Here is a 13,174-nt window from a genome sequence, read left to right as displayed (position 1 = left end):
TTAAAGCAATTAGACAAAATGAATAAAAATATAAAAAATTGGTTATTTACAGGTGCTATTGTGGCATTTATGACTAGCTGTGACAAACAGTTAGACGTAAAACCGACAGCATATATCGAAGAATCAGACGCGCTTAGTACCTCGCAGGCAGTAGAAGTAACACTTACCGGAGCTTATGATGCCTTGAGTAGTATTAACCTATATGGCGGTGCCATTCAGTATTCAGGCGATTTACTGGGCGATGACGCAGAAGTAAGATTTGCCGGAACTTTCACCACGCTTGATGAACTATGGCGTAAAACCTTTACAACCACAAACGGACAAACCCAGTTAACGTGGTTGCAGGCTTATAACACCATTAATATTACTAACAACGTTCTGGCCTCGCTTGATAAGGTAGAAGAAGTGAGTAAAGGCAGAGTTGAGGGTGAAGCCCGATTTATTCGTGGACTAGTGTATTTTGACTTAGTTCGTTTCTGGGGAAAAGCTTGGGGCGATGGTGATAACAACACTAATCTGGGTGTACCTTTGGTTACTACTCCAACCCGTGGAGTAAGTGACGCTGATTATCGCTCAAGAGCAACCGTTGCTGCCGTATATGCACAAGTTCTTGAAGACTTAACAAAGGCTGAATCTCTTTTAGGCAATAGCTATACTTCAGGTTTTGCGTCAAAAAGTGCGGCACAGGCTATTCTGGCAAGAGTTTACCTACAACAAGGCAACTATGCTGCTGCCCGCGACGCGGCCAACAAAGTAATTACAGGAGCTCAGTTTGCTTTAACAAGTACTTTCGCAGAAGCATTCTCTGACGAAACAAATGACCCTGAAATTATCTTTAAAATGATTGTAACCGACCAAGATGGTGCTAATGATATGAATACTTACTATGCACCTTCTACGTATCAGGGCCGTGGTGATATTCGTGTTCAGACAAAACATTTGAACCTTTATTCACCAGGCGACCAAAGAGGTTCTTTCTTTGTAAGAGCGTCGAACAATACTTATACTGCTAAATATCTTGACCAATACGGCGATGTTATAGTGGTACGTTTAGCCGAAATGTATCTGATTCGTGCAGAAGCAAATCTGCGTTTAAGTACTACCACCGGAGCTACTCCGCTAAGTGATGTTAACCGTATCAGAGCAAGAGCTAATGCGCCATTGCTAAGTACTGTTACACTTAACGATGTATTAGCCGAGCGTAAATTAGAATTAGCGTTTGAAGGTCAGCAAATTCATGATGCGAAACGTTTGAAGAGAAATGTAGGTACGTTGGCATTTAGTGATAACAAACTGGTTATTCCTATTCCACAACGTGAAATAGATACCAATAAATCTCTTGTACAAAATCCCGGATATTAATTACGGGAATTGCCATCAACAAAAAAGGAGAAGTGTAACGCTTCTCCTTTTTTGTTGATTTCTGTACTTGAACTAGTTAACTCCTTTCACTTTCATTGGTAGAATAAAAACCGATTCGGAAGCTGTAATAAACAGCATATCTTTGTTTTTACCGCCAAAGCAAACATTAGCCGTCCATTTGGCTGGAACATCAATCTGTTCTATTTTTTTCCCTTCAGGGTTATACACCGTTACGCCTCGGCCAGCCAGATATACGTTTCCTTTGTTGTCGATAGTCATACCGTCCGAAAGGTCTTTGGCAAACTCCTGCTTATTGCTTAGTGAGCCATCTGCATTAATGTCATAGCGCAAAATTGTGCGAATGCCCATGTCTGACACATATAAATGCTTATTATCAGGTGTACCAATCAAGCCATTTGGTTTCTTAATTTCAGGGTCAACCAGAATCGCCTCTTTTTTTCCTTTAGGCAAATAATAAAGTTTTTCTCCTTTTATCTCAGGGTCTGGGCTTTTTCTTTCCCAATAATCTCTCTGGTAATATGGGTCTGTAAAATAAATACCTCCTTTGGCATCAATCCACAAATCGTTAGGCCCATTAAACTTGTGTCCGTTATAGTTTTTTAATAAAACTGTTACTTTTCCATCAGGTGCAATCGACCACATTTCGTTATGCTCATCGGCGCAGGTAATCAGGTTCCCACTTTTATCAAAATACATTCCGTTCGAACGCCCTGATTTATCCATAAATTCTGAAAGTTTGCCATCAATATCAAACTTCCATATTTTATTATTGGGCTGGTCGGTAAAGTATACATTGCCTTTTTTATCTACCGCGGGCCCTTCTGTAAACGTAAACTGATTAGATATCAGTTGTGGTTTAGCACCCTCTGCAATAATACCCGACTGTTGGCTTACCCCCTTCATAGCTATACCTGTTACGAGTAACATTCCTATAACCATGCTTCTTTTTGCATTACTTTTCATTGTCTATGATTAAAATTGATAATTGAATAGATAACGTAAAAATATAAATTACTACGTATAATCAAGGCCCAATAATCGAATTTTAATATATTATCCTAAATTACAATTTCAATAAGCAGTTTGTTTACCCCTTCCAAGCCATGAGGCAACAATCGTTAAGAAGCATGATTATCTATACTTAACCTAAATGTTTATCTTTTTTTTCTCTTTCCCAGAACCGATGTTGCGCTATGGCACTAATAAACTCTTGAGGCGATTTATCAACTACTAAACCAATTAACCCGTGTGTTTCTTTAACTAGTTCTTTTTTAATTCTGCTTGAATTTTTGAGTAAATCAACCCCATTACTTTCTGTGGCTATGGGCTTATAATGCTTATAGGCTTCTTCTATAAACCCGATGGCATCGGGTTCGTTTACTAATGTTTCGACACATTCTTTGCCTGAACAAACAAATAGGGCATCAAAAAGAACAGAGGCACTGGTAAGTAAACTTTGGTCTACTTTTATCTTTTCTCCTTTACTACTGGTAATTTCGCCAAGTTTAGGTGCAATTATTTTTATCATAGCTCCTTCTTTTTCGAGTGCTTTTTTCATGGTTTCAAGCGGTTCCATTTCAAATCCGTCGGCCAATAGAAAGGCTATCTGCCGCGTACGAATACTATTTTTACTCGTATGATTCATGCTTAGTGCCTCCGATTTCTCGATAGACTGTTTTATATAAATAGGCTGATAGTCTTGCGGGTCTTCATTAGCTGGTACAGAATGATTAATAGGGTACATTAATGCTTCAGGAACCGTTAAGCCCAAAGCATCAGCTACATTCTGAGCTAGTTCCTTATTTATTTGAGATAATAAGCCTATCATTCGCTGTCTTATCTCTACGGTTTCAACTTTACCCAATTCAAACCGTAGTGCATCGGTCAGGTGTTGCTTTTCAGCCTCAGACTGACTCTCATAAAACAATGTTGCCTGACTAAAATGGTCAAGAAAACTTTTGCTACGCCCCCGTATTGTTTTGCTATCTATACGTTCGGTATAACTTCTAAAACCACCTTCGATGGTTTTGGCCTGAAAAGGGCAACCGCCTCCAAGCGAATTAGGGTGATAACTTGCCCTTCCCTGATTAATCGTCTGGCGCATATAGCCATCTCGTTGGTTGTTATGGACTGGGGCAATAGACCTGTTAATCGGGATTTCATGAAAATTTGGCCCACCTAAGCGTATCAACTGAGTGTCGGTATAAGAAAATAGCCGTCCCTGCAAGAGTGGGTCATTCGTAAAATCTATACCTGATACCACATTACCCGGATGAAAAGCCACCTGCTCGGTTTCTGCAAAGAAGTTGTCAGGATTACGGTTCAGTACCATTTTACCAATACGCTGCACCGGCACAATTTCTTCAGGAATTAACTTGGTAGGGTCTAGCAAATCAAATTCAAACTTAAATTCATCTTCATCGGCTACTATCTGCACGCCTAGCTCCCATTCGGGATATGCCCCATTCTCGATAGCCTCCCACAAATCTCTACGATGAAAATCAGGGTCTTTTCCTGAAATTTTCTGAGCTTCGTCCCAGCAAACAGAATGTACTCCTAAAAGTGGTTTCCAATGGAATTTCACAAAATGAGATTTTCCTTCGGCATTAATAAACCGGAATGTATGTACGCCAAAGCCCTCCATCATCCGATAGCTTCTCGGAATTGCCCTGTCGCTCATGAGCCACATAATCATGTGCATACTTTCGGGCATTAAAGAAATAAAATCCCAGAAAGTATCATGTGCAGAAGCGGCCTGAGGTATTTCGTTATGCGGTTCTGGCTTCACGGCATGTATTAAATCGGGAAACTTGATAGCATCCTGTATAAAAAACACAGGCATATTGTTCCCTACAAGGTCATAAACGCCTTGTTCTGTATAAAATTTAACAGAAAAGCCCCGTACATCTCTGGCGAGGTCGGTTGACCCGCGCGAGCCAGCCACTGTTGAGAAACGTACAAATACAGGCGTTTGCAAAGAGGGGTCTTGCAAAAAATGGGCTTTGGTATATTTAGCCATTGACTCATACACCTGAAAATAACCATGAGCTGCTGCGCCTCTGGCATGTACTACACGCTCAGGAATACGCTCATGGTCAAAATGAGTTATTTTTTCTCTCAAAAGAAAATCTTCCAGTAAGGTACCTCCACGTTCGCCCGTTTTCAGAGAATTCTGGTCATCATTCACAGGCACTCCCTGATTACTGGTAAGCAACTGCCCTGCTGCATTTTGGGTATTTACACTCAAATCGCTCGATTTCTTGTCTACTCCTGCATTTTCTTTTTTTTTCATGGCTATTCCTGTTAAATTGTTAGCGATAAATGTTTATTTATTTTTTTTGTCTTTTTTACCTCCGAAAATCTTTTGTAGTAAGGTCTTTTTTTCGGGCGGAGATTGCACATTACCTATACTGATGGTATTATCGACCGATGGCTTGAGGGCATACACAAAAGCATTTCTTAATACATAGCTGATGGCCGTCCATAAATTAGGGTCAGGTTCTTCAAACCTACCTCTAATTGGCAATTTGGTTGCCAGTTGGTCTTTGGGGTGATTCTTGAATATTTCTGCCACGGCACCAATCAAAGACTCCCACAGTATCTGCCCTATATTGCCTTCTTCTTTGTTAAATTCTACAATGTCGAGGTCTTTTATGAGCGGTTTTACATAACCGTTAAAAGCTCCGTCTTTAGCTGCAAACTCTGTATATAAGCCAAAGCTCCCTCTATTGACATCGAAATTGCCATAAGCTCTGAAGAAATCGTTGAGCAACACCATATTTACATTGATAATTTTGGCATTCAAATCGAAAGTAGGTTGCCGTTCCAACGGGTTCAGGTTAACATTAAGTTCAAACTTGCCTTCGTATGCTTCGCCTGTGGCTACCAATCGGCCTGGCAATAATTTAGTGCTATCGTTTACATTGGTAAGGTTTTCGGCAACGGCATAAATCTTTTTGAGAGAGACATCTATCAGTGGGGTTTTATTTTTATCTATGTAGTGTATCTGCCCATTGTTTATTTCAAAATGATTCACTTTCAGTGGCATTAAATCTCTGATAAGCTCTCTGAAATCAGAAGTATCGGTTTTAACACTTTCGCCTTTGTGTTTTCCTTTTACAAAATTCAGCACCGGATGCTCGACATAGATTTCGCCTACCAACGAACCTTTAAAAATAGCCTTCCATTGTACCGAAAGGTCAATTTCAGGACTTTTAAAAAACGGAATCGTATCACGGCGTTGCTTGCTTTCACTATCAATACGGTCTATTTTAATATCTTTGATTACATAGGCCCCTCTGATTAAAGCAATATCAATGTCATTTACATGGCCATAATATTGTTCCATTTCTGATAAAGTTCTGTTCACATACTTTAATACAATATAAGGCAACGCCAGACGCACAATAAGTAAAACGCCTATAATGCTACCAAGTATTATTACAAGTTTACGTTTTCGATGGGGTTTCGATACAGGGCTATGTTTTTTCTGTGGTGTTATAGTTGTGTTATCTTTCATTGTAATTAAAGTTTTGTGGTGCTTAATGCTTCTGATGTTCCCGTATTTTCGACCTCTTTTCTATACTTTTATCTATCAGTAACTCTTCTTCTTCTGACAGTTCTATAAGAATAGCATCTTTGCTTGGCTCAATACCACGACCAAAATGAGTAGCAAACTGTTTGGTAAATTCGGCTCCGAAAAACACAATCATACAGGAGTACGATACCCATAGCATTACCAGAATTATTGAACCCGCTGCCCCATAAGTTGAGCCCGGCTCGGCTTTCCCGAAATAGATTCCTAAAGCATATTTACCGATAGTAAATAGCAGTGTGGTTACCATTGCACCTATCCAGACATCTTTCCACTTAATTTTGGCATCGGGCAATATTTTATACATCAAGGCAAACAGAACCGTGATGATGACAAACGAAATAACAAAATTGATAAACTGAAACAAGAAGAGTATTACGTCGGGCAGGTGTGCTTTTATCCAAGTTCCGAATGCGGCCAACGCCGTTGTAAGTATCAAAGAGACTAATAATAAAAAGCCTATCGATAATATTAAACCAAATGAGAAAAGACGGTCCTTTATAAGTTTTAACCATTTGGCTTTGCCTTTTAGCTCAGGTTTTACTTTTACTTCCCAAATTTGATTCAATGAGGTTTGTAGTTGCAGAAAAACCCCAATAGCACCTAGTATAAGAGATATTATACCTATTATAGTAGCCCATATTGAGTTTTTTTGTTCGCCGGCTTTAGCAATAATACTTTCTATCTGTTTGGCAGTATCAGTTCCCATAATAGAGGCAATCTGGTTTGATACTTCGCCTTGAACTGCCTCACGACCAAAAACAAAGCCTGCAAAAGCAATTATAATTACTAGTAATGATGGAATAGAAAAAATGGCATAATAAGCTATAATAGCACTTTGGCGGAAAGGGTCAGCGGCATTCCATGCCGTGAACGACTTCTTGGTAATAAGCCATAAATTTCGGGGACTGAACTTTGAATTACTCATAATAGTAATGGGTTTAAATTGTTTTGGCTAGTAACCTCACAATGAGTTTTTACTACTATACGTACCCTTATGCTAAAATTTTAGTCCATACCCTTATTGTGGAATTGCTTGCGCATATTCCAAGAATTTTACTGGTATAAATCGTAAAAAAATCTACAAGCTAGAAAAACTTCCCCCATGCCTACTTCTGTTGATTTCAGTAATTTACACCTCATAACAACCCGAAAAAAGCCTAACAAACATGAATTTTAACTGTAATCACAAAAAAATTCTGTTTTATTCTGAATGTGTATTTTTCGTTATTACGGCTTTGCATAGATTTTTAAACATTAAACCCAGACACATTATTTGATTTTATACATTATCATACACAACTATTGAACTAATTACTTGTGTCAAACATAAAACTGTTAAATACACACAGCTATGAATGAAGTAATAATTCAATTTTTTGAATGGTATTATCCGGTAGACGGAACACTCTGGAAAAAAGTAAGCGAAGAGGCAGCATTTCTCAAAAATGCTGGTATTTCGGCTGTTTGGCTTCCCCCTGCTTTTAAAGGTTCACGCGGGATAAACTCAGAAGGCTATGATGTATACGACCTCTACGATTTAGGAGAGTTCGACCAGAAAGGAAGTGTCAGAACAAAATATGGCACTAAACAAGAATATATTCATGCAATACGGACACTCCAACAACAAAATATTAAAGTCTACGCCGATATTGTATTAAACCATTTGGGTGGGGCTGATGAAACTGAAAAGGTTATGGCCAGAAAGGTAGACCCTGAAAACCGTAACCAATTTACCAGCACTCCTTTTGAAATAGAAGCCAATACAAGGTTTACATACCCGAACCGGAAAAAGAAATACTCCGCTTTTGAATGGGACTACAATTGTTTTACGGGGGTTGACTGCGCAAAAGGAATAGATGAAAAATGTATCTATACCCTTGTTAATGACTATGGCGAAAGTTGGGAAGAGGTAATCGGAGAAGAAAAGGGTAACTATGATTATCTGATGTTTTCAGATATTGAATTCAGAAACCCTGCTGTAAGAGAAGAGCTTAAACGATGGGGAAAATGGTATTTTGAAACCGCTGGTTTTGATGGCATACGGCTTGATGCGCTTAAACATATTTCGCCGGATTTCTACAACGAATGGCTCGATTATATGCGTACCCACGTAAAACACGATTTATTGGTTATAGGCGAATGCTGGTTTCCTGATAATATAGATGTCTTACTGGAATACATAAAGGCTACGGAATCGCGGATACATTTATTTGATGTTCCGCTGCATTATCATTTTCATAATGCCTCCAAAGCAGGGAAAGAGTTCGACATGAGAACTATCTTTAATAATACACTGGTTGGTGTTCGCCCTGACTTAGCCGTTACTTTTGTAGAAAACCATGACACCCAACCATTTCAGAGCTTAGAATCGGCCGTTGACCCGTGGTTTAAACCATTGGCATACGCCCTTATTTTGCTCAGGCAAGAGGGGCTTCCCTGTGTATTTTATTGTGATTTATACGGAAGTTGTTACACAGAAAAATTACTGGATGGCACCATACAGCAAGTAACTATGCCTATAATTTCTTCACTCGAAAAACTACTCATGGCACGCAAAGAATATGGATGGGGAAAGCAATACGATTATTTTGACCATCCTAACTGTATAGGCTGGGTTCGTGAAGGAGATGGCTCCCACAAACCTTGTGCAGTTATCATGAGTAATGGCGAAGCCGCCGAAAAAGAAATGCAGATAGGCAAACAATATGCCGGAAAGTGTTTTATCGATTTGCTGGGTTTACAAGCATCAGAGGTATGGCTAAATCAGGATGGCATCGGTAAATTTCAGGCAGGGGCTGGTTCGGTTTCGGTCTGGGTTCCTAAAGAATAGCTGGTAATGCTGAACAAGAATAAAGTCTGGCAGATTAGCCATAACTGGTAATGTATGCCAATTGAGTAAATAATTACTTAGCAATTAAAAATACCCCACACATGAAATCTTCAATAAAAAAAATTGACTCTACGGCTTCAGATGAGCAAGGTATGGCTCAAAAGCCTATTTTTGAAAGAGCCTACGACCGACAAGATAAAAAACTGGCTAATAAAGTGGCTATTGTTACAGGTGGTGACAGCGGTATAGGCAGGGCTATTTGTGTGGCTTTTGCCCGTGAAGGAGCTAGCGTAGCCATCGTTTATAGAAAAGACAGTGTTGATGCCAAAGAAACCAAAAAACTGGTTGAGGAAAAAGGCAGCAAGGCTATTATTGTTAGTGCCGATATCAGTATTGAGAAAAACTGCCAGAAAATTGTGCAAAAAGTTATAAAAACTTGGGGCAGATTAGATATTCTGGTAAATAATGCGGCGGTACAGTATCCACAAACTGAAATTGAAAACATTAAAGAGAAACAACTGATACAGACTTTCAGAACCAATATTTTTTCACAATTCTTTTTGGTTCAGGCGGCTTTGCCTTACCTAAAAGAAGGCAGCTCTATTATTAATACTACTTCTGTAACAGCCTATAAGGGGAATCCATTTCTGCTCGACTATTCGGCTACAAAAGGAGCCATTGTTTCGTTCACACGCTCGTTGTCGGGTATACTCAATGGTAAAAAAATCAGGGTAAATGCAGTAGCCCCTGGGCCTATCTGGACACCCCTGATTATCTCAACCTTCCCCGATGAATCGTTAGATACTTTCGGGAAAGATACACCCATGCAGCGTGCAGGCCAACCTGCCGAAGTAGCCCCTGCTTATGTATTTCTTGCCTCAGAAGATGCCAGTTATATTACAGGGCAGGTAATTCATGTAAACGGCGGTGAAATTGTAAACGGTTAAAACTATTTGAATCAGAAAAAGTTTGCCATGGTAAATCTGAAACCCAAAGAAATACTGACAGAAAAAGAGATACAATGTGGCTTAAGTTTAGGTATTAAAGAAGGCTTAGCCACCGAAACCATGACGGTGCTTACAAGCGGTGCTTTTTTGATAGCCCTGAGTTTGTTATTAGGTGCCTCAAATCTACAAATTGGGCTTATCGCTTCGCTTCCAGCGTTCTCAAATGTATCTCAGTTACTAACTATCTGGTTAGTAAAACGCTACAATAACAGGCGCGCACTTAGCGTGATTTTTTCTATTCTGGCCCGCCTTCCGATACTGGTGATAGGGTTTATCGCCTTGCTGTTTCCGAACAGGATTTCTATTGAGTTTATAATTCTTTTTCTGTTTTTCAACTTCTTTTTTGCTTCCATGGCAGGGCTTAGCTGGAACGCGTGGATGAAAGATTTAATACCAGAACAAATATTAGGCACTTATTTTTCGAGAAGAAGTAGCTACACGCAAACGCTTAATGCCTCTTTGAGCTTGGTTGTGGCTTTAGCAATTGATTATATAAAAAAACATTACCCCAATCTTGAGCTAGATTCTTATGGTAGTATGTTTATCGTGGGCGGAATCATAGGCATAGTTGGTGTTTTCTTGCTTTCACGTATACCTGAGCCTAAGGCTTATCTGGGCGATGAAAACATATTTAAACTATTTGCCTTGCCATTAAAAGATAACAATTTTTTACGGCTTCTTATATTTAATTCTTTTTGGGTGTTTTCGTTAAGTATAGCTACACCTTTCTTTACGGTTTTTCTGATGAAACACCTTAATTATTCTATCTCCTATATTATTACATTAACTATTATCAGCCAGTTATGTAGCATTGCTACCATTCGTAGCTGGGGCATATTTGCCGACCGTTACAGCAATAAAACCATTTTGTCTATTTGTGCGCCTATTTATATTATCTGTATTGGGGCATGGTCATTTGTAGGAATTTACACTAATTTTTCGTCAAATTTTGCGCTTCTGGTTATTATTTATGCCTTAATGGGTGCAGCTACGGCAGGTATCAACCTTTCGTTAACCAATATTGGGCTGAAACTGGCTCCTCGCAGAGAGGCCATTGCTTATCTGTCGGTCAAAAATGTAATCACTGCTATTTTTTCTTCTATCGGGCCGTTGGTGGGTGGGTATCTTGCCGATTATTTTACCAATCGCCACCTGAATATTCGTATAGAATGGACAAGCCCTAACCTTGATAAGGTTTTCCGTATTTTATCGCTCAACCAATGGAACTTCCTTTTTATTATAGGGGCTTTTCTGGCTCTAATTTCATTAGAATTTTTATTCAGGGTAAAAGAAGTAGGAGAAGTAGAGAAGAATCTGGTAGTGAAAATTATGCGTAGTAGTATCAGAAACAACCTGAAAGACTATTTCGTAGTTGGCAACCTCCTTAACTGGCATAGCCACATGATGGCTGTTATAAAGCGTAAGAAGCCAGAAGTTATAACCAAAGATATACCCAAAGAGCCTGATTTCAGCTCAGGCTGATAAATGAATTTCTTTAACAAGCAAGCCGACAAACATCAATATTGAACATGGAAACCTTACAGGAAATATTTAGTCTGGAAACAGAGCTAACAGCCCTGCAGATGGCTTGCCGTGCCACAGCTATTTTTTTTATCGCTTTTATATTAATACGGGTAGCGGGCAGGCGTTCGTTCGGTATCCGCACACCTATTGATAATATTATTGTAATTTTATTAGGGGCTATCCTGAGCCGTGCCGTTGTTGGCTCTTCCCCTTTTATTCCTATTATATTTGCTAGTTTTATTCTTTGCGTGTTACATCGTATTTTTGGCTGGCTGTTTACACATTACGAAAGTTTTGGGCGAATGGTAGAAGGAGAAAAAATTATACTTTACGCAAACGGAAAATTTCTTAAAGAGAATATGAAACGAGGGCTTGTGCGTGAAGAAGACATCATGCAGGGTGTCAGGAAGGCTACTTTACTCGACAGCATCGAAGATATTGATAAAATATATCTGGAACACAATGGCGAAATAAGTCTGATAAAAAAAATTCAGATAAAACCATCAGTAGCTGAACATACGTAATTACCGAGATACCGTTTGATAAAGATTGCTCAAATCGTTGTAGTAAATGGTTGACTAAACAATTTTATTAATACTTTTGGGTTAGTTTAAACTCATTAATTTGATGATGATAAAAATAGGTATTATTAATGTTTCGGACCGAGCAAGTGCGGGTATTTATGAAGACATACCCGGTAAAGCTGTGGTAGAAACGCTGAAAGAATATTTAATTTCTGAATTTGAGACGGTATATAGGGTTATACCTGACGAACAGGAGCTTATTTCTCAGACCTTAATTGAAATGGCTGATATGCATGGATGCTGTTTTGTAGTCACGACCGGCGGAACAGGCCCCGCCCCAAGAGATGTAACACCCGAAGCTACCGAGGCTGTATGCCAGAAAATGATGCCCGGATTTGGAGAACTCATGCGGCTTGAAAGTCTAAAGTATGTTCCTACGGCTATTTTATCCAGACAAACAGCTGGCATTCGGAACGGTACTTTAATTATTAATCTTCCTGGTAAGCCAAAGGCTATCAGGCAATGCCTTGATGCCGTATTTCCTGCGGTTCCCTATTGTATAGATTTAATCGGAGGGCCTTATCTGGTGTGTAATCAGGATGTAATGAAAGAATTTCGACCTAAGAGCTAAATAAAAAGCCTCAGTTTTGGCTGAGGCTCTGGTATCAATCAGACAATCTGAATCAGATTACAATTTACCATCTGCTTTCAGATAAGTTTTGTTACCATTTGAATTGATGTAGTATTGTCCACCACGAGGGCCTTCGTAGATTGTACGGCCTTTGTCGTCTTTACCCACTTGTTTGTCTGCACCTGCTACTTTCTTACGAGTATTTGTATCGGCTTCTTTGCCATCGTCTTTAGTATTAGGTTTTGGCGCAGGCTTAATTGAATTGTCTTTATCGGCTGCTTTCTTCTCTTTTTTATCAGCCGTTTCTTTTTTATCCGCTTTTTCCTTTTTATCGGCGGTTTCTTTTTTCTCTTTTTTGTCGGCTACATCTTTTTTGTCAGCCTTTTCTTTTTTATCCGCTTTTTCTTTTTTGTCGGCGGTTTCTTTTTTCTCTTTTTTGTCGGCTACATCTTTTTTATCAGCCTTTTCTTTCTTATCTGTTTTTTCTGCTTTTTCTTTTGATTTACCTTTGCTTTTAGGTTCTGTTTGAGCAGCTAAATCAAGTACTGAAAAACTCAATAAACCCATAAATAATAGCATGATTACTTTTTTCATTGTATTCGGTAGTTTTAGTTAATATTACATCAAATGTATACAAACTATAAAAAAAAATGCAAGCCTTTTAAGTAAAATTTAATG

The 13,174-nt window shown here is 39.0% G+C and carries 11 protein-coding genes; 6 read left to right on the top strand and 5 right to left on the bottom strand.

The window, feature by feature from the left end:
* Positions 1-18 precede the first annotated feature (18 nt).
* On the top strand, positions 19-1,362 hold the full coding sequence (locus WAA15_RS22010) for a RagB/SusD family nutrient uptake outer membrane protein (RefSeq protein WP_337045002.1): 1,344 nt from the start codon (positions 19-21) through the stop codon (positions 1,360-1,362).
* 72 nt (positions 1,363-1,434) lie between these two features.
* Here WAA15_RS22010 and WAA15_RS22005 read toward each other — a convergent pair whose 3' ends face one another.
* The 4 genes from WAA15_RS22005 to WAA15_RS21990 form a co-directional block, all read right to left on the bottom strand.
* Positions 1,435-2,346 carry an SMP-30/gluconolactonase/LRE family protein gene (locus WAA15_RS22005; RefSeq protein ID WP_442892822.1) on the bottom strand — a complete coding sequence of 304 codons (912 nt, stop codon included), beginning with the start codon at positions 2,344-2,346 and terminating at the stop codon, positions 1,435-1,437.
* A 178-nt stretch (positions 2,347-2,524) separates the two neighbouring features.
* Positions 2,525-4,675, bottom strand: a complete 2,151-nt coding sequence (locus WAA15_RS22000) for a catalase (protein WP_337045001.1) — start codon at positions 4,673-4,675, stop codon at positions 2,525-2,527.
* Between the two features lie 33 nt (positions 4,676-4,708).
* Positions 4,709-5,902, bottom strand: coding sequence for a DUF748 domain-containing protein (locus WAA15_RS21995; RefSeq protein ID WP_337045000.1), 1,194 nt, complete (start codon positions 5,900-5,902; stop codon positions 4,709-4,711).
* Between the two features lie 22 nt (positions 5,903-5,924).
* The gene (locus tag WAA15_RS21990) at positions 5,925-6,905 is read right to left on the bottom strand and encodes a YihY/virulence factor BrkB family protein (protein WP_337044999.1); all 981 of its coding nucleotides are present in this window, start codon (positions 6,903-6,905) and stop codon (positions 5,925-5,927) included.
* 426 nt (positions 6,906-7,331) lie between these two features.
* On the opposite strand from WAA15_RS21990, the gene WAA15_RS21985 reads away from it, so the two are divergent.
* The 5 genes from WAA15_RS21985 (at position 7,332) to mog (ending at position 12,496) form a co-directional block, all read left to right on the top strand.
* Positions 7,332-8,810 (top strand): alpha-amylase, encoded by a 1,479-nt coding sequence (locus WAA15_RS21985; RefSeq protein WP_337044998.1) that lies wholly within the window; start codon positions 7,332-7,334, stop codon positions 8,808-8,810.
* A gap of 101 nt (positions 8,811-8,911) precedes the next feature.
* On the top strand, positions 8,912-9,757 hold the full coding sequence (locus WAA15_RS21980; protein ID WP_337044997.1) for an SDR family oxidoreductase: 846 nt from the start codon (positions 8,912-8,914) through the stop codon (positions 9,755-9,757).
* 27 nt (positions 9,758-9,784) lie between these two features.
* The gene (locus tag WAA15_RS21975; protein ID WP_337044996.1) at positions 9,785-11,299 is read left to right on the top strand and encodes an MFS transporter; all 1,515 of its coding nucleotides are present in this window, start codon (positions 9,785-9,787) and stop codon (positions 11,297-11,299) included.
* A 47-nt stretch (positions 11,300-11,346) separates the two neighbouring features.
* A complete protein-coding gene (locus WAA15_RS21970) occupies positions 11,347-11,865 on the top strand; it encodes a DUF421 domain-containing protein (RefSeq protein ID WP_337044995.1) in 519 nt (172 codons plus the stop codon).
* Between the two features lie 106 nt (positions 11,866-11,971).
* Positions 11,972-12,496 carry a molybdopterin adenylyltransferase gene (mog, locus tag WAA15_RS21965; RefSeq protein WP_337045062.1) on the top strand — a complete coding sequence of 175 codons (525 nt, stop codon included), beginning with the start codon at positions 11,972-11,974 and terminating at the stop codon, positions 12,494-12,496.
* A 57-nt stretch (positions 12,497-12,553) separates the two neighbouring features.
* Here the strand turns inward: mog and WAA15_RS21960 are convergent, their stop codons facing one another.
* The gene (locus tag WAA15_RS21960) at positions 12,554-13,090 is read right to left on the bottom strand and encodes a hypothetical protein (RefSeq protein WP_337044994.1); all 537 of its coding nucleotides are present in this window, start codon (positions 13,088-13,090) and stop codon (positions 12,554-12,556) included.
* Positions 13,091-13,174: the final 84 nt, after the last annotated feature.

The sequence above is a fragment of the Emticicia sp. 17c genome (assembly GCF_037153985.1).
Taxonomy (GTDB): Bacteria; Bacteroidota; Bacteroidia; order Cytophagales; family Spirosomataceae; genus Emticicia.
Note: the sequence above shows the minus strand (reverse complement) of the source record. Positions and strands in the feature narration are given on the sequence as shown.